22 protein-coding genes and 1 other RNA gene are annotated in these 22,003 nt (G+C 37.7%); 15 read left to right on the top strand and 8 right to left on the bottom strand.

All coding sequences use genetic code 11. From position 1 onward, the window contains the following. The first annotated feature begins 62 nt into the window (after window positions 1–62). From BLW28_RS03710 to BLW28_RS03680, 7 genes are all read left to right on the top strand, one after another. The gene (locus BLW28_RS03710; protein ID WP_073214564.1) at window positions 63–374 is read left to right on the top strand and encodes a transposase; all 312 of its coding nucleotides are present in this window, start codon (window positions 63–65) and stop codon (window positions 372–374) included. Between the two features lie 5 nt (window positions 375–379). Continuing rightward, window positions 380–1,270 carry an IS3 family transposase gene (locus BLW28_RS03705; protein ID WP_143036832.1) on the top strand — a complete coding sequence of 297 codons (891 nt, stop codon included), beginning with the start codon at window positions 380–382 and terminating at the stop codon, window positions 1,268–1,270. Window positions 1,271–1,602: 332 nt separating this feature from the next. After that, window positions 1,603–1,776, top strand: a complete 174-nt coding sequence (locus BLW28_RS15965) for a helix-turn-helix transcriptional regulator (protein WP_317042265.1) — start codon at window positions 1,603–1,605, stop codon at window positions 1,774–1,776. A gap of 561 nt (window positions 1,777–2,337) precedes the next feature. Beyond that, entirely contained in the window at window positions 2,338–2,619 is a 282-nt protein-coding gene (locus BLW28_RS03695) for a type II toxin-antitoxin system RelE/ParE family toxin (protein WP_073214557.1), read from the top strand. 11 nt (window positions 2,620–2,630) lie between these two features. After that, entirely contained in the window at window positions 2,631–2,933 is a 303-nt protein-coding gene (locus tag BLW28_RS03690) for a HigA family addiction module antitoxin (protein WP_073214554.1), read from the top strand. A 666-nt stretch (window positions 2,934–3,599) separates the two neighbouring features. Then, a complete protein-coding gene (locus tag BLW28_RS03685; protein WP_073214551.1) occupies window positions 3,600–3,938 on the top strand; it encodes a type II toxin-antitoxin system RelE/ParE family toxin in 339 nt (112 codons plus the stop codon). A gap of 19 nt (window positions 3,939–3,957) precedes the next feature. After that, window positions 3,958–4,269: a helix-turn-helix domain-containing protein gene (locus BLW28_RS03680; RefSeq protein WP_073214599.1), complete on the top strand. Its 312-nt coding sequence runs from the start codon at window positions 3,958–3,960 to the stop codon at window positions 4,267–4,269. Between the two features lie 13 nt (window positions 4,270–4,282). Here the strand turns inward: BLW28_RS03680 and BLW28_RS15875 are convergent, their stop codons facing one another. Continuing rightward, window positions 4,283–4,429 (bottom strand): hypothetical protein, encoded by a 147-nt coding sequence (locus tag BLW28_RS15875; RefSeq protein ID WP_218143091.1) that lies wholly within the window; start codon window positions 4,427–4,429, stop codon window positions 4,283–4,285. 250 nt (window positions 4,430–4,679) lie between these two features. Here BLW28_RS15875 and BLW28_RS03675 point away from each other — a divergent pair, with 250 nt between their 5' ends. Then, window positions 4,680–5,627 carry an aldo/keto reductase gene (locus tag BLW28_RS03675; RefSeq protein ID WP_073214596.1) on the top strand — a complete coding sequence of 316 codons (948 nt, stop codon included), beginning with the start codon at window positions 4,680–4,682 and terminating at the stop codon, window positions 5,625–5,627. A gap of 96 nt (window positions 5,628–5,723) precedes the next feature. On the opposite strand, the gene rny is transcribed toward BLW28_RS03675, so the two are convergent. The 4 genes from rny to BLW28_RS03655 all read right to left on the bottom strand — a co-directional run bounded on the left by rny (window position 5,724) and on the right by BLW28_RS03655 (window position 8,110). Continuing rightward, a complete protein-coding gene (gene rny, locus BLW28_RS03670; protein ID WP_073214547.1) occupies window positions 5,724–7,286 on the bottom strand; it encodes a ribonuclease Y in 1,563 nt (520 codons plus the stop codon). 56 nt (window positions 7,287–7,342) lie between these two features. Further along, window positions 7,343–7,464: non-coding RNA, 6S RNA (ssrS, locus tag BLW28_RS03665), on the bottom strand. 54 nt (window positions 7,465–7,518) lie between these two features. After that, window positions 7,519–7,809, bottom strand: coding sequence for a cell division protein ZapA (locus BLW28_RS03660; RefSeq protein WP_073214544.1), 291 nt, complete (start codon window positions 7,807–7,809; stop codon window positions 7,519–7,521). A gap of 10 nt (window positions 7,810–7,819) precedes the next feature. Next, window positions 7,820–8,110: a hypothetical protein gene (locus tag BLW28_RS03655; RefSeq protein WP_073214540.1), complete on the bottom strand. Its 291-nt coding sequence runs from the start codon at window positions 8,108–8,110 to the stop codon at window positions 7,820–7,822. Window positions 8,111–8,362: 252 nt separating this feature from the next. Here BLW28_RS03655 and BLW28_RS03650 point away from each other — a divergent pair, with 252 nt between their 5' ends. Together BLW28_RS03650 and BLW28_RS03645 are read left to right on the top strand one after the other, a co-directional pair. Beyond that, window positions 8,363–9,949 (top strand): M23 family metallopeptidase, encoded by a 1,587-nt coding sequence (locus tag BLW28_RS03650; protein ID WP_234946429.1) that lies wholly within the window; start codon window positions 8,363–8,365, stop codon window positions 9,947–9,949. A 15-nt stretch (window positions 9,950–9,964) separates the two neighbouring features. Beyond that, window positions 9,965–12,424 (top strand): TonB-dependent receptor, encoded by a 2,460-nt coding sequence (locus BLW28_RS03645; RefSeq protein WP_073214534.1) that lies wholly within the window; start codon window positions 9,965–9,967, stop codon window positions 12,422–12,424. Window positions 12,425–12,489: 65 nt separating this feature from the next. On the opposite strand, the gene BLW28_RS03640 is transcribed toward BLW28_RS03645, so the two are convergent. Continuing rightward, a complete protein-coding gene (locus BLW28_RS03640; RefSeq protein WP_073214531.1) occupies window positions 12,490–13,635 on the bottom strand; it encodes a cysteine desulfurase family protein in 1,146 nt (381 codons plus the stop codon). Window positions 13,636–13,874: 239 nt separating this feature from the next. Here BLW28_RS03640 and BLW28_RS03635 point away from each other — a divergent pair, with 239 nt between their 5' ends. Continuing rightward, entirely contained in the window at window positions 13,875–14,477 is a 603-nt protein-coding gene (locus tag BLW28_RS03635; RefSeq protein ID WP_073214528.1) for a hypothetical protein, read from the top strand. A gap of 35 nt (window positions 14,478–14,512) precedes the next feature. On the opposite strand, the gene BLW28_RS03630 is transcribed toward BLW28_RS03635, so the two are convergent. After that, a complete protein-coding gene (locus tag BLW28_RS03630; protein ID WP_073214524.1) occupies window positions 14,513–15,061 on the bottom strand; it encodes a Smr/MutS family protein in 549 nt (182 codons plus the stop codon). Between the two features lie 185 nt (window positions 15,062–15,246). Here BLW28_RS03630 and BLW28_RS03625 point away from each other — a divergent pair, with 185 nt between their 5' ends. Then, window positions 15,247–17,199: a T9SS type A sorting domain-containing protein gene (locus BLW28_RS03625; protein WP_159431745.1), complete on the top strand. Its 1,953-nt coding sequence runs from the start codon at window positions 15,247–15,249 to the stop codon at window positions 17,197–17,199. Between the two features lie 723 nt (window positions 17,200–17,922). On the opposite strand, the gene rocD is transcribed toward BLW28_RS03625, so the two are convergent. Next, a complete protein-coding gene (rocD, locus tag BLW28_RS03620; protein WP_073214593.1) occupies window positions 17,923–19,167 on the bottom strand; it encodes an ornithine--oxo-acid transaminase in 1,245 nt (414 codons plus the stop codon). A gap of 171 nt (window positions 19,168–19,338) precedes the next feature. On the opposite strand from rocD, the gene rlmD reads away from it, so the two are divergent. The 3 genes from rlmD to BLW28_RS03605 are packed head-to-tail and all read left to right on the top strand — an operon-like array spanning window position 19,339 to window position 21,967. Beyond that, window positions 19,339–20,748, top strand: coding sequence for a 23S rRNA (uracil(1939)-C(5))-methyltransferase RlmD (gene rlmD / locus BLW28_RS03615; protein ID WP_073214518.1), 1,410 nt, complete (start codon window positions 19,339–19,341; stop codon window positions 20,746–20,748). Window positions 20,749–20,775: 27 nt separating this feature from the next. After that, on the top strand, window positions 20,776–21,273 hold the full coding sequence (locus BLW28_RS03610) for a DUF6452 family protein (RefSeq protein WP_073214515.1): 498 nt from the start codon (window positions 20,776–20,778) through the stop codon (window positions 21,271–21,273). Next, window positions 21,239–21,967 (top strand): DUF6048 family protein, encoded by a 729-nt coding sequence (locus BLW28_RS03605; RefSeq protein WP_073214512.1) that lies wholly within the window; start codon window positions 21,239–21,241, stop codon window positions 21,965–21,967. Before BLW28_RS03610 ends, BLW28_RS03605 begins: the two co-directional genes overlap by 35 nt. Window positions 21,968–22,003 lie beyond the last annotated feature (36 nt).

The following is a 22,003-nucleotide window of genomic DNA, read 5'->3' as shown; positions in this document are numbered from 1 at the left end:
TACTTTAGCCCCTTAATAGTTCGGAGTGATATTTTAAATTTCAAAACTAATATATTTGAGATATGAAATACAAGAAATGGACTTTAAAGGAGAAGCTAGAAATACTCTCTACATCAGAAGAAATGGGTGTCGTGGAGACCTGTCGTAAGTATAGCGTTAGTACTGGTACTTTTTATAGTTGGAAGAAGAAGTTTGAGCATAAGGGAGAAGCCGGCTTAAAGGTTACTTATGATACTAAGAGCAAGGAGCTTAAAGAGGCAGAGGAAGAAAATCGTGTATTGCGAAAATTGCTTAGTGATAGGGAGATCGAACTAGAGGTACAGCGAGAGCTCTTAAAAAAAAAGTTTGGGACGTCCGATCCAAGAAAGATTTAGTAGATATCACTTGCAGGAAGCATAAGTGTAGTAAAGCCAAGATTATAAAAATGGTTGGCATTGTACCGAGTAGCTATTACAGAGTAACAAGCAACGGAAAAAAGGGAAATAAGCCATCTAAAGAGACCTTTCATAACACAGAAGGATTTGTTTCCCAAGATGCAGTTATAGCTTCGGTAAAGAAGATTTTAGAGCACGAATTTATAGACTGTGGATACCGATTAATGACTAGTTATTTGATTAGAGATGGTTATAGGATCAACCACAAGAAGCTATACAGGATTATGAAGGAAGCAGGTTTATTAAAGCTTGATAACAGAATAGACAGAAGTGGTTCTGGGCGTAAGTTTGTAAAGTTTAGAAAAGTGCATACCACTAGGCCATTAGAGTGCTTAGAGATGGATATAAAGATGGTGTGGGTACCAAGTGTAGGTAAGAATGCTTATTTGCTCTCTATCATTGACGTTCACACACGTAGAATATTAAAAGACTATTTCTCTTTTAATATTAAACAAAACAATGTAATAGTACTATTATCTGAATTGTTTGAGGACTATGAATATCCTGGCAATGTGGTTGTTAGAAGTGACAATGGAAGCCAATTTATAGCAAAAAGGGTGCGTGAATATTTAGGGCTGATTGGAGTAAAGCAAGAGTTTACGCACATTGCAACACCAGAGGAGAATGCACATATTGAAGCCTATCACGGAATATTAAAAAAAGAAGTCTTTAGAAGGTTCGATTATCAATACTTTGGCGAAATAGAGCGAATACTAAACCGTTACGTGAAATTTTATAACAATAGAAGGCTTCACGGCCTGTTGGGGCGCATAACGCCGATGGAAAAATGGAATGCAGATAAGCATCTTATTATAATGAAAAAATTAACCGCTTAATTAATAATCGAAATTTAAAAGATTACTCTTGTTTTATAGGGGTCAAAACAAGCAGGCAATGAATATCGAATTATAATTTTCGCAATAGATCATCTAAATTTCGCTGAATCCACCAAAGCTGTGTGTCTTTGGGGATTTTTAAAAAAATCAACAAAAGATTATAAAAAAGCGGTAAAACAAGCCGAGAAAATATTAGAAGAATATCTTAAATAAAAGTAATTATGGGAAAGTCAATAAATGCAAAGGAGCTGATTGCCAATCGATATGGAAAAGAAGGAACGAAAGAACGTGAGAAATTCCGAGAAGATGCTTTTTCCTATTAGTTTGGGGAAATCATAAAAAGCCGACGAAAGGAATTACATATGAGCCAAGAGGATTTAGCAGATAAAGTTGGAAAAAAACGACCCTATATCTCACGCATTGAAAACGGCGAAGATATTCGTTTATCCAATTTCGCCTTGCTTGCCAATGCTCTGGGATTGTCAATAGAATTAAAAGTTGAATAAAAGTACGAAAGCATAATCGAGTAGACGGCCGTGAGCTGTAATCCCACGGTGCGCCTCTCACACCACCATACCCTTTGACGCCGCTCAGGATAAACCAAGCGGGTCTTCCAGATAAAAAATCGGGACAGGCTGTATACGGCGGTTCGCAAACCATCTTTCCTATCGCTCTTTACACCAATTGGAACTATTTCGTACTTTAAGAAAAGGCTACAGATATTTCCGTTCCTTATCCAATTTCCCAAATGTTTGCGTTCAGTCCTTCCCTAATTGTGAGACCTATGCAGTTTGCTGCACCTCGTTTCCTTTAGGTACTATGACTTCTGCTGACTTCTCTATTATGCCAACTCGTGGCAATAGAGACCTCCCCAGAGCCTGTCCTGAGCTTTTGCCAAAGGGTTACCCCTGCCCATAAGGGACTTGCAGCCTCTAGATTAGTTATTTACCTTCGGTAAAGTAAAAGATGCCCAGGCTGGGCACACACACCGTTAGTCAAAATTTGAAAAAAAATTCTGCAAACATTCAAAAATATACTTACCTTTGACGTTAGTAACGTAAAAAGATATGATATTATCCTTTGGTTCAAAAGAAACCGAACAAATTTGGAACGGAATCCGAGTTAAGAAAATGCCGATTGATATTCAAAACGTTGGACGGAGGAAATTAAGAATGTTGAACAACTCGCAAGATATTTCTGATTTGCGAATTCCACCATCCAACCGACTGGAAAAACTGACCGGAACATTAAGCGAATTTTATAGTATTCGGATTAATAAACAATGGCGGATTATTTTCATTTGGAATAAAGGAAACGCAAACGAAGTGCAAATAATTGATTATCATTAAAAAATATAAAAATGGAAAAGTTAGCAAATATACATCCTGGAGAAATCTTGAATTACGAATTTCTTGAGCCGTTGGAAATCACCGCATACCGACTTTCCAAAGACTTGAAAATACCTCAAACCAGAATCTCGGAAATTATTAAAGGAAACCGAAGAATTACGGCTGACACAGCTTTACGATTAAGTAAATATTTTGGGAATTCTGCAAAATTCTGGCTCGGTCTTCAAAATGATTTTGATATCGAAGAAGAAAAAGAAAATAAAGAAAAAGAACTGAACGAAATAAAGCAACACGTCGATAAAAACGTTGCCTAATCGAGTAGACGGCCGTGAGCTGTAAGCCCACGGTGCGCCTCTCACACCACCGTACCCTTCGGCACCGCTCAGGATAAACCAAGTGGGTTTTTCCGATAAAAAAATCGGGACAGGCTGTATACGGCGGTTCGCAAACCATCTTTTCTATCGCGCTTTACACCAATTGGAACTATTCCGTACTTTAAGAAAAGGATACAGATATTTCCGTTCCTTATCTAATTTCTGAAAGGATTGCGTTCAGTCCTTCCCCAATCGTGAGACCTATGCAGTTTGCCGCACCTCGTTTCCTTTAGGTACTATGACCTCTGCTGACTTCGCTATTATGCCAACTCGTGGCAATAGAGACCTCCCCAGAGCCTGTCCTGAGCTTTTGCTGAAGGCTTACCCCTGCCCATAAGGGACTTGCACCCTCTAGATTAGTTATTTACCTTTCGGTAAAGTAAAAGATGCCCATGCTGGGCACTCACAGTATATAATTTATTGCTTAGTCCTTATTTATGAAATATTGTGAGGACTTTTCATTTAGTTTTTATTTGCTAAATTAGGTGTTTAGACCACGCAACAAACCATTAACAAACATGTTGTGTGTAATGCAAAAATTCGTCTTAGGAATAAGATTTGTTTCCCAATAAAGAAACATCTACATTTGCATAAACATCGGAATGAATGAACCAAAAATTCAAAGTCCAATTACTTGAAGAGGTAAATCAATTTTTAGGCAGTCTTAACGAAAAGGCTCGTGACAAGATCATTTACAATATGCGAAAAGCTCAAATTGTCAATGACAACGAACTTTTCAAGAAACTCAATGACAACGTTTGGGAATTTAGAACTCTTCATAATAAAACCAAATACAGACTTTTTGCATTTTGGGATAAAACCAAAAAGACCGAAACTCTTGTCATATCAACTCACGGAATTGAGAAGAAAACAGCCAAAACACCAAAAAAGGAAATTGAAAAGACAGAGCGGATAATGACACAATATTTTGAGGCCAAAAAATAATGATATGGAAAATAAAGGAATGAAAACTTATAGTTTGGACGAAGTAACCGATAAATATATCGGAAAAAAAGGAACGCCAAAAAGGGACGCATTTGAAAACGAACTTCGTCTTGATTTAATCGGACACGCAATAAAACAAGCACGAAAAGAACGGAATTTGACACAAGCACAACTTGGCGAATTGGTTGGTGTTCAAAAGGCACAAATTTCTAAAATAGAAAACCATTTGACCGACGCTCGATTTGACACAATACTTAAAGTTTTTAAGGCATTGAACGCCAAAATTAATTTCAACGTCGAACTGTTGGATCAAAATCTGAACTTAACATAATTACGGAAAAACACTACACACATCGAGTAGACGGCCGTGAGCTGTAATCCCACGGTGCGCCTCTCACACCACCGTACCCTTCGGCACCGCTCAGGATAAACCAAGCGGGTCTTCCCGATAAAAAATCGGGACGGGCTGTATATGGCGGTTCGCAAACCATCTTTCCTATCGCGCTTTACACCAATTGGAACTATTTCGTACTTTAAGAAAAGGATACAGATTTTCTTGGAAATCGAACACCCCATCGGCGAAAATCAATCCTCCCATTATAATTTCCAGAAAGACGACGTTTGTAAACATCCTCACAAATAGAACAGGTTAAAAAACTCCCAAACTACTTTAATTTCTTTCTTATGGTCTAATCCTTTTGTATTTTGATGCTACTATTAATCTACGAAAAAAAACAAACTATGAAAATATTGAAATTTAGCAACGGCGATACCATGCACGCCATTGGCCTAGGAACTTGGAAAGCAAATGGCAACGAGTTAAAAAAAGCAATAAAAGATGCTATCAACGCAGGATACCGACATATTGATACAGCAGCAACCTATGGAAATGAAGAAATTATCGGAGGAGCTTTAGCCGAAATATTTGCCGAAGGAGAAATATTCCGTGAAGATGTATTTATCACCTCAAAACTTTGGAACGATGCCCACGCCGAAGGACAAGTAATACCCGCCTTACAAGATTCACTTAAAAAACTACAACTCGACTACTTGGATTTATACCTAATCCACTGGCCCGTTGCCTTCAGAAACGGAATTGATTTCCCAAGAAAACCAGATGATTACCTATCACTTGAGGAAGCTCCAATAATAGAAACTTGGAAGCAGATGGAAACGGCCAAAAACAACAAACTCGCAAAACATATTGGCGTTTCTAATTTCAGCGTAAAGAAATTGAAGGATCTAATTTCAAAAGCGACAATTAAACCAGAAATGAATCAAGTAGAGCTACACCCACTACTTCAACAAGACGATTTATTGGCCTATTGTAAAGGTAAAGACATTCTGTTAACAGCATATTCACCTTTAGGTTCGGGTGATCGTAGTTTAGCTATGAAAGCAGATGACGAGCCAAACATGATGGATATTGATGTTTTAAAGGAAATTGCACGCGATCGTAGTGCAACTGTACCACAAGTTTTAATTGCTTGGCATAATCATCGAGGCTGTGCTGCGATTCCAAAATCTACAACCAAAGCTCACATCATCTCCAATTTTCGCGCCGCCGATGTTAGTCTTACAGAAAGTGATATGAAAAAAATCGCCAAACTCGATCGCCATTATCGATATATCAACGGAAAGTTCTTTGAAGAGCCTTCTCGTGGATATGAGAATTTATATGATGAATAAACTAAAAGTTGGCAGTGTTCAGCAACCGTGTTCAGTAAATGAAGGAAGCCGCAACGTGAATTGCGGCTTCCTTTATCTTTATAAAATTATTTTTACTTATCTAGCTATGTTTACCGCTCTTGTTTCACGGATAACGGTAACTTTAACCTGACCTGGATACGTCATATCGGTTTGGATTTTCTGAGAAATTTCAAAGGAAAGTTGCGATGCTTTTTCGTCATTTACCTTATCACTTTCTACCATTACACGTAATTCCCGTCCTGCTTGAATAGCGTAGGCTTTATTTACTCCTTTAAATCCAAAGGCAATGTCTTCTAAATCCTTTAAACGTTGGATGTATGAATCCAATACTTGGCGACGTGCCCCTGGGCGAGCCCCACTAATAGCATCACACACTTGAACTATTGGCGACAGTAAACCTGTCATTTCTATTTCGTCGTGGTGAGCACCAATGGCGTTACATACTTCAGGTTTTTCACCATATTTCTCTGCCCATTGCATTCCTAAAAGTGCGTGAGGCATTTCGGTTTCAGTTTCAGGAACCTTTCCAATATCGTGCAGAAGTCCAGCACGTTTAGCCAATTTAGCATTTAAGCCCAATTCGGCAGCCATTACGCCACAAAGTCGCGCTACTTCACGGGAGTGATGTAAAAGATTCTGTCCATAACTAGAACGGTATTTCATACGCCCCACAGCCTTTATCAGTTCTGGATGTAGTCCGTGGATTCCTAATTCGATTACTGTACGTTTTCCAACTTCAATAATCTCTTCTTCTATTTGTTTGCTTGTTTTTCCTACAACTTCCTCTATTCGCGCTGGGTGGATTCTACCATCAGTAACCAGTTTATGAAGTGAGAGTCGTGCAATTTCTCTTCTAACGGAGTCAAAACACGAAAGGATAATTGCTTCTGGGGTATCATCAACAATAATTTCAACTCCTGTTGCTGCTTCCAAGGCACGAATATTTCGACCTTCACGGCCAATAATTCTACCTTTAACATCATCGCTTTCGAGGTTGAAAACAGAAACACAGTTTTCTACAGCCTCTTCTGTCCCAATACGTTGAATTGTATTAATTATAATTTTCTTAGCTTCTTGTTTAGCCGTCATTTTAGCCTCTTCGATCGAAGATTGAATATAGGCCATTGCTTGGGTTTTTGTTTCGCCCTTCAAGTTCTCCATTAGTTGCCATTTTGCTTCTTCAGCCGAGAGACTTGAAATAACTTCGAGTTGCTCTATCTGGCTTCGGTGCAATCTATCAAGATCTTCCTCCTTTTTATCTAGGATTGCGAGTCTTTCTTGATATTCTTTCTTACTCGCTTCTATTTCGGCATTGAGCTTTTTGTTTCTTGCTAGTTCATTAGAAACTTGCGATTCTTTATCTCTAGTGCGTTTTTCGGCATCAGAAATCTTCTTATCCCTACCTACTATAACCTTTTCGTGTTCAGCTTTAAGTTCTAAAAACTTTTCTTTTGCCTGAAGTATTTTATCCTTCTTTAGTGTTTCGGCTTCGGCTTTGGCTTCTTTTAGAATACCTGAAGCGCTCTTTTTAGCTCCTTTAATAAGGTTTGAGGCATTTTTTCGTTCTATCAGTTTAGCTATAAAAAAGCCAACTGCCAGTCCTATTATTAATGCAAAAATTATTCCGTATACTTCCATTGTTTGTTTCGTTTGTAAATAAAAAAAGCCTACATCAATATTGCGTATTTTGAATAAAACTCCTTAAAAATAAAGTTTAGGGTTAACAAGCTGTTCAAGAATCCGTCTTCTGAAATAAATCAGTAACGGCGCGCTTTTGCAACTTTAACTCACCCTTCTTAAAGAATTCCTGTTGAGTTTACCAAAAAATAATACTAATGTAGGCAGTAACCTAATTTTATGTAAAGAACGTTTATGTCAGTTGCTCTTGCAACATTCGATCCAAAGCGGCTAAACGGCTTTCGGTTTGTTGCGTATCGCTATTTCTGTCAATTTCCTTTTGCTCCACCTGAGCTGCAAACTGAAGGGCGCACATGGCCAATACATCTTGTTTGTCTCGCACGGCATAACTTTGTTCGAACTTTTTAATCATTTCTTCAATACGCTTAGAAGCCAACCGTAGCCCTTCTTCTTGCGAAGGATTGATTGTTAACGGATAAACCCTATCGGCGATTGATATTTTAATTTTTAATGGTTCGGCCATTGTTATTATATTATTCGGAAAGTTGAACGATACACTGATCTATTTCCCGAATTAGAGCATTTATTTTGAGTTTCGTTTCTCGTTTATGTTGATCGCTGCCAAGTAATGAATTTGCTAATTTTAATGAGTTGCATTTTTCGGTCCACATAGCAATTTCTTCTTCAAACTGCAGTTTCTGAACCTTCAAATCGTCAATTTCCTTCTCCAATTGCAGCTTGGCGCTACTCAAATCTTCGTGTCGAGCAAGCAATTTGCCTATGCTACTTTCTAGAGAATCAACAATTTCAGTAAGATTACTCATTCAAAAGTTTTATTCAATACTACTCCCACAAAGTTAACATACGCTTGTTAATAAGCAAATGCTTTTTAGTTTATTTTTTGTAAATTTGAAGATAGCTTGCAATAAAAACTGTGACCCTCCCCTTTAATTCTTGCGTATATTTATCTTTGTGCTATGAGGAAAATTTGTTTGTCACTTTTGTTTTTATGCTCCATTTGTTTTGGTCAATCTGATATTCCAGTCAATTACTTTTCGAATCCGTTAGGTATCAATATGATATTGTCAGGAACCTATGGAGAATTGCGTTCCAATCATTTTCATAGCGGCCTCGATATTAAAACACAACAACGGGAAGGACTGCCTGTTTACGCCAGTGCCGACGGACACGTTAGTCGTATAAACGTACAACATTACGGCTACGGAAAAGCGCTTTATCTATTACATCCAAACGGCTATACCACTGTTTATGCGCACCTTCAAAACTTTGCTGGTGAAATACAAAAGCACGTTAAAGAAACTCAATACAAGCAAGAAACATTTGAGATAGAGCTGTTTCCTGAAGCCGCCCTTCTTCCTGTGAAAAAAGGCGAATTAATTGGTTATTCTGGTAATACAGGAAGTAGCGGCGGACCTCATTTGCACTTTGAAATTCGCGACAGCTCCCAACGACCTATGAACCCAATGCTATTTGGCATGGACGTTCCCGATAAAAAAACCCCGATTGTAAGTTCAGTTTTTGCATATCCCCTTGGAGCCGATGCCCACATTAACCAAAGCCAAAAACTCACTAAGCTTCGATTAATAAAACAAATGGACGGAACGTATAAAACTGAAGACGTTATCTCGTACGGAAAAATCGGGATTGGAGTGTCTGCCTACGATCAACTTGATGGCGCCTACAACAAAAACGGAGTTTACAGTATTAACACCGCCCTAAATAACACCCCAAAATTTGAAGTTAAGTTTGATAAGTTCTCTTTTAGTGAGACGCGCTACCTTAACCGATATACTGACTACGGTTATTATAAAACCAATAGAAGTAAAATTCAAAAATTGTTTAGGGAGTCAAACAATCCACTTAGTATAATTACAAACGAAGATGATAACGGTTTTATACACGTTCAAGATAGTTTAGACTATTCTTATACCATCTCGGTAAAGGATTACAAGGGAAACGACCAAACTGTTATTATTCCCATAAAAGGTACAAAATCTGAAATTTTAAATCCCAGAGCGATTGAAGAAACAGAAGACTTTATCTATTCAGACCACGCAACATCTTTAACAAAAGGGAAGTTTAGCGTTTATATTCCTGCCAATAGCATTTATGAGGATATTTATTTGAACATTAAAGCAGACGGCGATACTCTAATTTTTCACGAAGATGTTGTTCCTATTCACAAAAACATTACAATCTCGGCAGATATTTCCAATTATTTGGAAGAAGACAAAGACAAGTTGTTTCTCGGACGATTAAATTATAAAGGAAAACCATATTACACTAAAACTAGCAGAAAGGGCAACAAATTAATTGCTTACGTACGCTTATTTGGCGATTATGCCGTGGTTTCGGATACTGTTGAGCCCGTTATAAAACCAATGAATTTTTCTGAAGGGAAATGGATTAGCAGTCAAAAAGAATTGAAAATAAAAATTACTGACGAATTAAGCGGAATTAGTTCATATCGGGCAACAATTAATGGAAAGTTTATTTTAATGGAATATAATTACAAAAATGACGTTTTAACCTATGATTTTGGTGATGCCATAAACACCGAAACAGAAAATAATTTGAAACTCATTGTAATAGATAATGTGGGAAATAGTGCTACATTTGAAGCAAAATTTTTCAGAAAATAAACCTAATAACAGCTTTTGAAAACGATTAACCTCCCGCTCACCCTACTCTTTTTTTTCTTTGCAACCGCTGTATTTGCTCAAAATGCTACCATAAAAGGTATTGTCCTCGATGAGTTCAACGAACCCATTCCTGGAGTTAATGTTACGCATAACAATTCTGGAACTATAACCGATTTTAATGGTTTTTATATTCTAGAAATCCCAGCTAATAGAAATGTGGTTATTACATTTTCACACCTAAGCCATAAAAAAGTTCAGGTAACCGTAAGTCTTTCGCCAAATGAAGATTATGAACTCAACCCAGTTCTAAGCACAAGTATTGAGCAAATAGGCGAAGTAGTTATTTCTGGCCGTGAAAACAAACGAGTGGAAGGGGTTACCACCATTTCACCAGAAGTAATTCGAAAAATGGTAGGTGCCAATGCAGGAGTTGAAAATCTTTTAAAATCACTCCCCGGTGTTAATAGCAACGACGAACTAAGCACCCAATACGCTGTACGCGGAGGAAACTATGACGAAAACTTAGTTTACGTTAACGAGATTGAAGTATATCGACCTTTCTTAATTCGAAGTGGGCAACAGGAAGGCTTGAGCTTTGTAAACAGTGACCTTACTAGCAACGTCGAGTTTTCTGCTGGTGGGTTTCAAGCTAAATATGGCGATAAGCTATCCTCTGTCCTCGATATTACATACCGGAAACCTGTGAGTTTCGGAACAAGCCTCGACCTTAGTTTTCTAGGTGTTAATGGTGCTGTGGAAGGTGTTTCAAAAAACGGGAGGTTTTCTGGTATCGCTGGTATCCGTTATCGCGACAACAGTCTTTTGGTAAATGCTAAAGAAACCGAAACCAATTACAAACCAAGATTTGCAGATGCGCAAACGTATCTAACCTACAGGTTTTCAAATAAATTTGAACTCAGTTTTCTAGGGAATGTATCCATTAACGATTACAGCTACGAACCACTCACGCGACAAACTAATTTTGGAACAATTTCTGACCCTATCGCCTTATTGGTTTTTTACGAAGGAAAAGAAGAAGACCGCTACAACACCTATTTTGGCGCACTGAAGTCAACTTGGGTTGTTTCTGAAAACTATACAGCCAAATTAATTGGATCATTATACCAAACTTCTGAACAAGAACACTACGACATTCTTGCGGAATACAGGTTAGGCGAAGTAGATACAGATTTAGGCGGATCTGGATTAGGCGACGTGAAATTTAGCAGAGGCGTTGGTTCACAACTCACCCACGCCAGAAACGATTTGGACGCATTAATTGTTAACTTAGAGCACAAAGGAAGCATCGCTATAGAGGAAAACAACATTGAATACGGCGTGAAATTTACCCACGAAGACATTCGCGATCGAGTTCAAGAATACGAAATGATAGACTCTGCTGGGTTTATCATTCGCCCACCGATACTTCCTGCAAACGACCAACCTTACCAACCTTACACTTCCCCTATAGTGCCTTATACAAATGTCCGCGCTTCAAACGACGTGCAGATTGACCGTATTTCTGGTTACGCACAATGGAGCAAACGAACTACAATAGGAAACAGTGACCTTTGGTTAAACGCTGGGGTTAGAGCCCACAACTGGACTGTTAGTGGAAAAAATATTACTAGCAAGACACAAACAGTTTTCAGTCCACGAGCACAAGTTTCCTTAAAACCCGATTGGGAAATGGATATGCTCTTCAGAATTTCTGGAGGATTATACCACCAACCTCCTTTTTACAGAGAACTTCGTGACTCTACGGGTACTGTTCGACCAGAAGTTAAAGCACAACAATCCGTTCATTTAGTTTTTGGAAATGATTACAGCTTTAAAATGTGGGACAGAAAATTTCGTTTAAATTCTGAATTGTATTTTAAACAACTTACCGATGTTAATCCGTACACCTTAGAAAATGTTCGTATTCGCTATCGCGCAAATAACAACGCCGTAGCGTATGCTTATGGATTGGACGTTCGACTTGCAGGTGAATTCGTTCCTGGCACAGAAAGCTGGTTAAGCTTTGGTTATATGAAAACAGAAGAAAATATTAACGACCGCGGTTATATTTTCAGACCTACTGACCAACGCTTGAAATTTGCAATGTTATTTCAGGATTACGTAAAAGTGATTCCAGATTTAAAAATGTATTTAAACCTTACCTATAACACTGGTTTACCTGGAGGATCTCCAAGTTATGCCGACCCATACGACTATCAAATTCGATTGCCTGATTACAAACGAGCAGATTTAGGTGTAAGTTATGTAATTGTAGGCGAAAACAAGTTAAGGGAAAGCGGTTGGCTAAAACCTTTTAAAGAATTGACGATTGGCGCCGAGATATTCAACATATTCGATATTCAAAATTCAATTACAAATACCTATGTGAGAGATGTTTATTCCAAAGTGCAATACGCTATCCCAAACTATCTTTCACCAAGAATTTTTAACCTTCGCACGACAATGAAGTTTTAAGTTGAAAATACTTCAAAAATAATTGCAGAAGTTTCTCGAAAATTAAATATAATCGAAATTCTAACTTAGTCGATAAATTCTGCTAGCACATCGACCACATAATCGACTTCTTCTTTAGTATTAAAGCTAGAAAATGAAAATCGAATGGAAGGTTTTTTAAGATCCTCTTCCGAAAGAATTGCATTAAGTACGTGCGAACCACCTTCGCTCCCACTCTGGCAAGCGCTTCCTTTAGAACAAGCAATTCCCTTTAAATCTAACTGAAATAAAAGCATCATCGCTTTTTCTGCGGCTACAGGTAAACAGACGTTGAGCACCTTAAAGGAGCTACATTCATTGTCTTCGCAACTGCCATTAAACTTTACTCCTGGAATGGACGTTTTAAGTTTTTCTTTAAAATAATCTTTTAAATCAGTTATATAAACCCGCTCCTTTTCCATAGTAAGGTAGGCAATTTTCAATGCTTCTGCCATTCCGGCTATTGCATGAACTGCTTCTGTTCCAGCCCTCATTCCGCGTTCTTGTTCACCCCCTTGAATTAAAGCTCGAATTCCTGAGTTTTTTCGTATAAATGCAAAACCAACACCTTTTGGCCCGTGGAATTTATGAGCAGAAGCTGCCGCAAAATCTATAGGAATTTCTTTAAAATCCATTTCATAATGCCCCATAGATTGCACTGTATCACTGTGGAAAAGCGCATTATATTCTTTACAAAAAGCCGCAACTTTCTTTAAATCCAGCACATTTCCAACTTCATTATTCATATGCATTAAACTGACTAGGGTTTTGTCTGAAGAACCCTTTAGTAAATTTTCCAAATCTGCATAATCTACAAGACCACGATTGTCTAGCTTTACATATTCTATTTTAACATCGTATGTCTTTTCCAACCATTCTAAGGTATGTAAAACGGCATGATGTTCAATACGACTAGAGATTATCCTTTTAACCCCCAGGTCGCGTACCGAGCTCGTAAGAGCCAAATTATCAGCCTCTGTACCGCCCGAAGTGAAAATTATTTCACTAGCAGAAACATTCAAAAAACCTGCTATTTCCTTTCTCGCATTTTCGAGCAACGATTTAGCCGATCGACCATAGGAATGAGTTGATGAAGGGTTTCCGTATTCGGTTTTCAACACTTCCGTTATACATCTAATTACTTCGTTTCGCAACTGTGTAGTCGCGGCATTATCAAAATATACTTTCTTCATTTAATATTTTTCAAGAAAAAACGGTGCTAAACCGAATTTCAAAATTATTGCAGGGCTTCCCCTTTTACGTACAGTTTGCAAAAGTACATATAAATTAAAATTAGCTCTATTTCAATAAAAAAGAAATGCGTTACTTTGTGAAGCTAAATTTTGCAATGAATTTGACACTGAAATTGAAACTGAATTCAATCTTAAACAATTGACTAACAGCACTAACATTTCAGAACAACCCTAAAATCATGAAACGATTATTTGTACTTTTAATTATAACCATCCTATTTCAAAGTTGTGACGACGGTGATGTAATTATTACCACTTTCGATTTTGACGATGCTGCACTCAAAACTTGCGGCAGTGTTGGTAATTATGTTTTTTATAAAGAAAACACACAAGTTTTTGAAAGTCTTTCACTTAGATTAGGCACAACAGACAGTATTTACAAAGACCCAGGGATCAAGATTTACGAGCTAAGCGATAACACAAGTTTTGTAAATTATCGCAGTTATAACGGACCATTGGGCAGCAATTATTTTTGCAGTAGCATTCCACCAACATCTCCAAAAATTGAATCAAATTACCTCGCCGTTTCAGGAAAAGCGGAAGTTACAGTAACTTTTGATTATGAAGAACCTGCACATAAAAAGGAAGAAAACCCTGTAATTGCGAAAAAGACGCCATTTAAAGAAGAAAACTCTTCATCGCAATTCAGAAGCACGCTCAGAAAAAGTGTTCAGATAATTTTAAAAGATTTAGTTCTTATAAGTGGCGACAATCAGATTATCCTAGAAACTCTTGATATGGGAACGATTGAAAATGTAGAAGTTGTGGAAATTATCCCGTAATTTTAACTTTCAGAAATAGAAAACACAACTGCAAATTATTTAACATTCTGATAAATGTAAACCTCCGTGGCTCCTCGGCCGTATTTTTGATAATCGGCATCATAGAACTTCACATTATCATAGCGGCCAAAAAGGTATTCCAGTTCCGTTCGCAGCACTCCTTCCCCAACACCATGAATAAACACGACCCGTTGAATTCGTTTTGAAATTGCAAATTCTAATTGTCGCTTAGCAGTTTCAGTTTGAATAGTAAGAATTTCAAAATTTGATAGGTATTTAGACTTTGGCACCAACTGGTGAATGTGCAAATCGACTTCCATTGCAGCTTGTGCTCGTTCTTTTGGTTTTACACGTTTCGATTTTGCTGGTTTAGGTTGTTCCTTTTCAGAAAGTACAGCAGAAAGATTCATCCGAGACATCTCGTTTTTTGTCAATGACCCATCAATAACAACAAGTTCGTTTTCAAAAAAATCCAATTCAAAATCATCAGGGGTTTTGATGGTTATACGCTTCCCATTAACCCTGATAACTTCGCCAGAAATAGCATCGTCTAAAACCAAAACCTTGTCGTGAATTTTTATCATTTACTTTATAATTAATCTTAAAAAAAATCATTTTAAACATAATTTATGCTGTTTCAGTTAACAGTTTAAAAAAAAATGATTATTTTAGTGGAATCACATTAGCATGTTGAATTTTCTTTATAAATTTACCGCGTGAATTAAGACCCCGCAACAATAAACTAATGGTGTTTTTAAACCACAAAACTATGAAAAACATACTACTTTCTTCAGCATTCCTTTTAACAACTGCTTTCTCTTTTGCACAACTAACAGTTAAGCCTAATGGTTCAACAAGTTCATATATTTATGTGAAAAATGAAGTTCTTTATGTAAAAGAGGAAATCAATATGGTAAAGAACCCAGTAAGTGATACAGAAGCAAGTATATACTTACGTAATGGTGGGCAACTTATCCAGATGGAGAATGGAAACTCTCAGAACGATGGAACTGGTTTTCTTTCAGTTCAACAAAATACGCCATCAACAAATGCTTTTGCATATCGCTACTGGTGTTCGCCTGTAGGAGACCCATCATTAGGTGGAGCAGCTGGAAATAAAGACTTTGGTATTCTAGGCATATACGAAGACGACAATATAGTATTGGGAGACGGTACAAAAGCAATTCAGGCTGCCAACACAGCTTCGTTAAATGGATTTACCGATCCTGTTTTAACTATTTCAAGACGATGGATTTATACACTTCCAACACCTGGAACTGAGGCAGAAGCAAACTATAATTTTATTGGCAACACTACGGGCATACGACCTGGACTTGGTTTTACAATGAAAGGGGTTAATGAAGGGGTTTCTGGATCACCTGGAAATACCACATTAAACCAAACCTACGAATTTCGTGGAAGACCAAATAGTGGTGATATGTTAATACCTGTAGAACCACCATTCCGTGCAGCTCCAGGTGATCCTGCAAGAGTGGATGCTAAAATGATACTAACTGGAAACCCTTATCCATCAGCTCTAGATTTGAATAAACTGTTTTATGACGCAGACAACAGCGCGTTAAGTGAAATATACTATTACGACGAAGATAGAACAGTAATGTCTCATTTATACAGCCAAAAACCTTTTGGTTATGGTGTTTGGATACCTGGAGCTCTAGATCCAGGAAATGACCCAGCAACCTATCCTGGATTGTACACTCAAGCAACGTTTTACATTTGGAATTCAGCAGGTGGAACCACAGGAACTGGTAGCACCGGTACAAGCACTAACGGGAAACGATATGCTCCAATTGGGCAAGGATTTATGTTCGTTGGAAACGCAATAGATAACGTAGCCATTAAAAATAACCACCGTGTATATGCTAAAGAAGGTACTTATTCTGTCTTCCAAAGACCCGAAGGAGGCTCTGCAGTTGCTCTTAGTAATAACAACCAAGGCCCATCATTGTCAACGGCTCCTTATCAATTAGATAGACGCCAATCTCAACTTCGACTTTATGTGGTTTTTGATGATGCGCTAACTCGCGATTTACTTTTAGCATTTTCACCACAAGCGACAGATGGGTATGATCGTGGTCGTGATGGCCTAAGTCCGTTAGGAATGAAGTCAGATGCATACTTCCCTATTTCCGTTGAAAACAACGGAGTTTCACAACGTATGCCTTATGCTATTCAATCGACAAATTTTGATCACAGTAAGCAAATCCCTATCACATTTAAGCTTCACAAAACAAGTCAAATTGAGGTACGCGCAGTTGAGGAGATAAGAAAGCCTTATGAAAAAGCATATCTTTATGACCAATTAGAAAACACATACAGACCTTTGGATAGAGCTCACAGTCTTGCCGGCACTTTTACCTTGCCAGCAGGAAATTACCAAGATCGTTTTTATATCGTTTTCCGTGCTCGTAACTTAAAGCCAGAAGGAATGGATACTAAAGCCCAGATTATGGCAGATGTAGCAGTTTTCCAAAATAACCGAGCTCGTCAATTGGAAGTAAGCAATCCAGAAGGATACACTCTTAAATCTGCTTCTGTATATGATATGAGTGGTAAATTAGTTATCTCTGAAAACAATCTTGGCGATAGCAACAGATATTCATTTTATACTGGAAATTTAAGCGACGGAGTTTACTTAGTAAAATTAGTAACTTCAGATGATATTATTGTTGATTACAAGGCAGTGGTAATGAACAAATAGTAATACTATATTATAAAATTGGAAAAGAGGGTTCTAAAATTAGGACCCTCTTTTTTTTTGTCAATATTCCTCTACACATAACTTATTTCGAGTGGAAATTATGAAGTATATCATAAAACCCAGTTGAACGTAATTTTTACCTATTTTAATCGGACATTACTGTTAGTGAATGTAAAAATTTTAAATTTTTTTCAATATTAATTTAAGCATCCACAACCCAAAATATATAAGCTATAATCCCCAGCTGAATAAGGGCTAAGAACAGGTCAAAATTTCATGCGCATGAAATTGTTGCTCCTTGCGCATGAAACTATGATTCATTGCGCATGAAACTTTTATTCCATGCGCATGAAAATTACATTATTAGAGCATACATTTTTTTTTGAGAAGCGAAAAACGCAAAAATTCTGGCTTCGGCAATTACTAAGTTAAAATACTTTAGACGTCTATCGTCTCTGACTGAAGGTAATTATGAAATATTTTAATCGGGACAATAGTGTATTCTAATACTACAAAGTCATTGATAAAGCGACTTTAAACCACGCAACAACCATGTTGAAAAGGAAAATTAGATTTTTCTGAATATTCAATTCTCTCAATGAAAAAGTCCTCCAAAGTTTAAAAACTAAGGAGGACTTATCAATAATTTACACTTTCTTGACTGCTAAAGTAACGGCGAGTGAAATAATAGTTTTACAACCAATCTTTTTCCGTCATCTAATATTATTTCTCAAACTCTTTAAAAGTATTGATGATAATAGAAATACAATCCATCAATTGCTCTTCATTCATTACTAAAGGTGGCGCAAAACGAATAATGTTTCCGTGCGTAGGTTTCGCCAACAAACCATTGTCACGAAGTTTTAAGCATATATTCCAAGCCGTATCACTGTCTTCGCTATCATTAATAACCACCGCATTCAACAATCCTTTTCCGCGGACAAGTGAAGCAATAGCGCTTGTTTCAATAAATTTGTTCAATTCGCTTCTGAAAATTTTTCCTAGTTTTTCAGCGTTTTCAGCAAGATTTTCATCACGTACTACACTTAGAGCTGCCATAGCTACAGCGGCGGCCACAGGGTTTCCACCAAAAGTGGAACCGTGATTCCCAGGTTGAATAACCTCCATGATATTATCATCTGCTAATACAGCAGAAACTGGATACGCTCCACCGCTTAAAGCTTTCCCTAAAATCAATAGGTCTGCTTTTACGTTTTCGTGATCAATTGCCAAAAGTCTTCCTGTTCTTGCAATTCCTGTTTGCACTTCATCAGCAATAAAAAGAACATTGTGTTTTTCGCACAAAGCTTTTGCCTTGCTCAAATACCCTTCTGATGGCACATAAACTCCAGCCTCACCTTGGATAGGCTCCACTAAGAAACCTGCGATATTTTTATTGCTTTCTAGGTGTTGCTCTAACGCTTCTAGATTGTCATACTCTATTTTAATAAATCCTTTTGTATAAGGGCCAAAGTTTTTTCGCGCCACAGGATCGTTACTAAAAGAAATAATAGTTGTTGTACGCCCGTGGAAGTTATTAGCACATACTATAATCTCAGCTTCATTTTCGTCTAAACCTTTCTTTTCATACGCCCATTTACGGCAAATTTTTAAAGCAGTTTCAACCGCTTCTGCTCCCGTGTTCATTGGAAGTAATTTGTCGAAACCAAAAAACTCACAAGCAAATTTTTCATATTTTCCTAGTACATCATTATGAAACGCGCGTGACGTCAACGCGAGAGTATTAGACTGCTTGGTAACAGCTTCGACTATTGTTGGATGGCAATGCCCTTGGTTTACTGCTGAATAAGCCGACAGAAAATCGTAGTACTTTTTTCCTTCAACATCCCAAACATAAACCCCTTCACCTTTAGACAATACTACTGGCAATGGGTGATAGTTGTGCGCTCCGTACTTGTTTTCTAATTCGATAGCCTTCTCTGAGGCCGTTTTTTCCATAACTGACATAAAATTGTAATATTTTGAAATAAATAAATCAGATTCTTTACACATCTGAAAGCCACATAAATTGTCTTTGAGATTCGGAATCCGTTAAGCCTCGCAAATTACTAAATTTATCCCACAATTTTTGAAGCTTTAACAGGTTTTAAACCTAACAAATATGCTATTTTTGCGCTTATGGCAAGGAAGAACAAACAGGTAGTTTTAGAGAATATCGAAGTGATCGATGCAGGCGCAAAGGGCAAGGCTGTAGCCAAAGCTCCAGATGGCCGTGTAGTATTTATTGACAATGCGGTACCAGGCGATGTGGCTACGGTACAGACATTTAAAAAGAAAAAAGGCTTTTATGAAGGTACTGCCATTTCATTTTCTAAATATTCCGACAAACGTGTAGAACCCGTGTGCCCGCATTTTGGGGTATGTGGCGGCTGCAAATGGCAGCATATGGGGTATGAGCACCAACTTTTTTTCAAACAAAAAGAAGTAGAGCAAAACCTAAAACGTATTGGCAAGGTAGAACTTCCACCCTTTGAACCTATTCTTGGTTCTGCCAATCAGTATTTCTATCGCAACAAGATGGAGTTTTCTTTCAGTGATAGCAAATGGTTGACTCTTGCGCAAATTAGAAGCGGAGAAGTAATCGAGGACAAGAACGCACTAGGCTTTCATATTCCAGGAATGTGGGATAAAATTTTAGACTTGAAAGTTTGCTACTTACAAGCAGACCCAAGTAATGCAATTCGCGATTTTGTTAAGGCAAAAGCTAAGGAATTAGGTCTGTCGTTTTTTAATACCCGAAATCAAGAAGGGTTTTTACGCACCTTGATGCTCCGCACTTCATCAACTGGAGAAGTTATGGTTCTTATTCAGTTTTTTCACGAAGACGAAGCCAATAGGCTTTTATTATTGGAAGCCATAGCAAAAGAATTTCCACAACTCACTTCACTTTTATATGTAATCAATACCAAAGGAAACGACACCCTCTACGATCAAGAAATAGAGCTTTTCTACGGAAGAGACCATATTTTTGAAGAAATGGAAGGTTTAAAGTTTAAAATAAACGCCAAGTCTTTTTACCAGACAAACAGCGATCAGGCTTATGAACTTTATAAGATAACCCGTGATTTCGCTGGACTTACAGGAAACGAACTTGTTTACGACCTTTATACTGGCACGGGAACCATTGCACAGTTTGTATCTGGAAAAGCAAAAAAAGTAATTGGGGTTGAAGTAGTGCCTGATGCAATTTCCGCAGCCAAAGAAAATGCAAAGCTCAATAAAATTGACAATGTGGAGTTTTATGTGGGCGATATGAAAAAAGTGTTCAACGCTGACTTTATAACTACTCACGGAAAACCAGATGTTGTAATTACAGATCCACCTAGAGATGGGATGCACGCCGATGTTGTAGGCCAGCTCCTCAACCTCGATGCGCAAAAAATAGTCTATGTGAGCTGTAACAGCGCCACTCAAGCTCGAGATCTTGCGCTTCTAGATTCAAAATATAAAGTGACCAAAGTTCAAACAGTCGATATGTTTCCACAAACGCATCATGTTGAAAATGTTGTACTTTTGGAGAAACGCTAATTGTACTAAAAACTCCCAAACTGACTAATGTTTAAAAGGATTATTCTTCTTCTGTTACTGGTTTTAGCTCTAAAGGGCTGCACACGAGACGATATATGTGCAGAAGGAACTGCGACTACACCAAAATTGATAATCATTTTTAACAACAATCTAAATCCGAATAACCGCAAAGCAGTGGATAGCCTGAGTATTGAGACAGACTATGAAAATTCTGTTTTAGTATTGGCAAAAACCATTACCGATTCAATTGCTATTCCACTTAGCACAACTTCCGATACCACAAAATATCGCTTTATTCGCACAAGAGGAACAGCCGAAAATCCAGAAATAAACATCGATAATGTGATGTTTATTTATAGCCGTCAAGATCTTTACGTAAATAGAGCCTGTGGGTTTAAATCGCAATTTAATAGTTTGGAAGCCATTATTGAAGATGAGGACAGCGAAAACTGGATTCAGAACATTACAACAAATACAGATACCATTATTGATGAAGAGAAAGCACATCTTACTTTTTTTCATTAGTCTTTTTTTCAGTGTTGGTATTACTACCGCACAAAAAAAGAACGAAAAAGCCCTCGATACCCTGCCCCGAATTGAAAAATACGGGTTGCGAGTAGGTATCGATTTGGCGAAACCCGTTCGGACTCTCGTTGAAAACGGATATTCTGGTTTTGAAATAATGGGTGATTTCCGAGTATCAAAAAGGTTTTATGCTGCGCTCGAATTAGGAACAGAAGAAAAAGATTGGATTGAACCTTACGTTTCTTCTAGAACCAATGGAAGTTATGCCAAAATAGGTTTTGATTACAACGCCTATGAAAACTGGTTAGGAATGCGGAATTCTATCAACCTAGGTCTTCGTTATGGGTTCTCGAGCTTTAATCAGGAACTTTTAAGATATAGAATTTATACAGACAATCCTGCTTTTCCATCCGAAGTAGTTACAACACCAGTTAAGTTTAATGATCTCACCGCGCATTGGGCAGAATTTATTGTCAGTATTAAAACAGAAATCGTCAACAACCTCTACCTCAGCATTAACTTACAATTAAAGAGGAAAATCGCCGAAACCGAACCTGAGAACTTTGGGAATTTATACATCCCAGGCTTCAACAGAACGTATGATTATAGTGAATTCGGAGTTGGTTATGGTTATACGGTTTCATACCTGATTCCGATATTTAAGAAGAAGTCAGTTTCTGAGGTTGCGGAATAAGTCCTTACAGGTTTTGAAAACCTGTGAGGACTCGAG

Source organism: Aequorivita viscosa, assembly GCF_900106795.1.
Classification (GTDB): Bacteria; Bacteroidota; Bacteroidia; order Flavobacteriales; family Flavobacteriaceae; genus Aequorivita; species Aequorivita viscosa.
This window is presented reverse-complemented; position numbering and strand designations above follow the sequence as displayed.

What these genes read in the sequence shown, in the direction of transcription:
- BLW28_RS03630 (WP_073214524.1), bottom strand. Translation starts at nt 15,061, where the DNA reads ATGATAAAAATTCACGACAAGGTTTTGGTTTTAGACGATGCTATTTCT.
- rocD (WP_073214593.1), bottom strand. Translation starts at nt 19,167, where the DNA reads ATGTCAGTTATGGAAAAAACGGCCTCAGAGAAGGCTATCGAATTAGAA.
- rlmD (WP_073214518.1), top strand. Translation starts at nt 19,339, where the DNA reads ATGGCAAGGAAGAACAAACAGGTAGTTTTAGAGAATATCGAAGTGATC.
- BLW28_RS03635 (WP_073214528.1), top strand. Translation starts at nt 13,875, where the DNA reads ATGAAACGATTATTTGTACTTTTAATTATAACCATCCTATTTCAAAGT.
- BLW28_RS03605 (WP_073214512.1), top strand. Translation starts at nt 21,239, where the DNA reads ATGAAGAGAAAGCACATCTTACTTTTTTTCATTAGTCTTTTTTTCAGT.
- BLW28_RS03710 (WP_073214564.1), top strand. Translation starts at nt 63, where the DNA reads ATGAAATACAAGAAATGGACTTTAAAGGAGAAGCTAGAAATACTCTCT.
- BLW28_RS03695 (WP_073214557.1), top strand. Translation starts at nt 2,338, where the DNA reads ATGATATTATCCTTTGGTTCAAAAGAAACCGAACAAATTTGGAACGGA.
- BLW28_RS03625 (WP_159431745.1), top strand. Translation starts at nt 15,247, where the DNA reads ATGAAAAACATACTACTTTCTTCAGCATTCCTTTTAACAACTGCTTTC.
- BLW28_RS03685 (WP_073214551.1), top strand. Translation starts at nt 3,600, where the DNA reads ATGAACCAAAAATTCAAAGTCCAATTACTTGAAGAGGTAAATCAATTT.
- BLW28_RS03650 (WP_234946429.1), top strand. Translation starts at nt 8,363, where the DNA reads ATGATATTGTCAGGAACCTATGGAGAATTGCGTTCCAATCATTTTCAT.
- rny (WP_073214547.1), bottom strand. Translation starts at nt 7,286, where the DNA reads ATGGAAGTATACGGAATAATTTTTGCATTAATAATAGGACTGGCAGTT.
- BLW28_RS03680 (WP_073214599.1), top strand. Translation starts at nt 3,958, where the DNA reads ATGAAAACTTATAGTTTGGACGAAGTAACCGATAAATATATCGGAAAA.
- BLW28_RS03675 (WP_073214596.1), top strand. Translation starts at nt 4,680, where the DNA reads ATGAAAATATTGAAATTTAGCAACGGCGATACCATGCACGCCATTGGC.
- BLW28_RS03660 (WP_073214544.1), bottom strand. Translation starts at nt 7,809, where the DNA reads ATGGCCGAACCATTAAAAATTAAAATATCAATCGCCGATAGGGTTTAT.
- BLW28_RS03640 (WP_073214531.1), bottom strand. Translation starts at nt 13,635, where the DNA reads ATGAAGAAAGTATATTTTGATAATGCCGCGACTACACAGTTGCGAAAC.
- BLW28_RS03655 (WP_073214540.1), bottom strand. Translation starts at nt 8,110, where the DNA reads ATGAGTAATCTTACTGAAATTGTTGATTCTCTAGAAAGTAGCATAGGC.
- BLW28_RS15875 (WP_218143091.1), bottom strand. Translation starts at nt 4,429, where the DNA reads ATGGTTTGCGAACCGCCATATACAGCCCGTCCCGATTTTTTATCGGGA.
- BLW28_RS03690 (WP_073214554.1), top strand. Translation starts at nt 2,631, where the DNA reads ATGGAAAAGTTAGCAAATATACATCCTGGAGAAATCTTGAATTACGAA.
- BLW28_RS03610 (WP_073214515.1), top strand. Translation starts at nt 20,776, where the DNA reads ATGTTTAAAAGGATTATTCTTCTTCTGTTACTGGTTTTAGCTCTAAAG.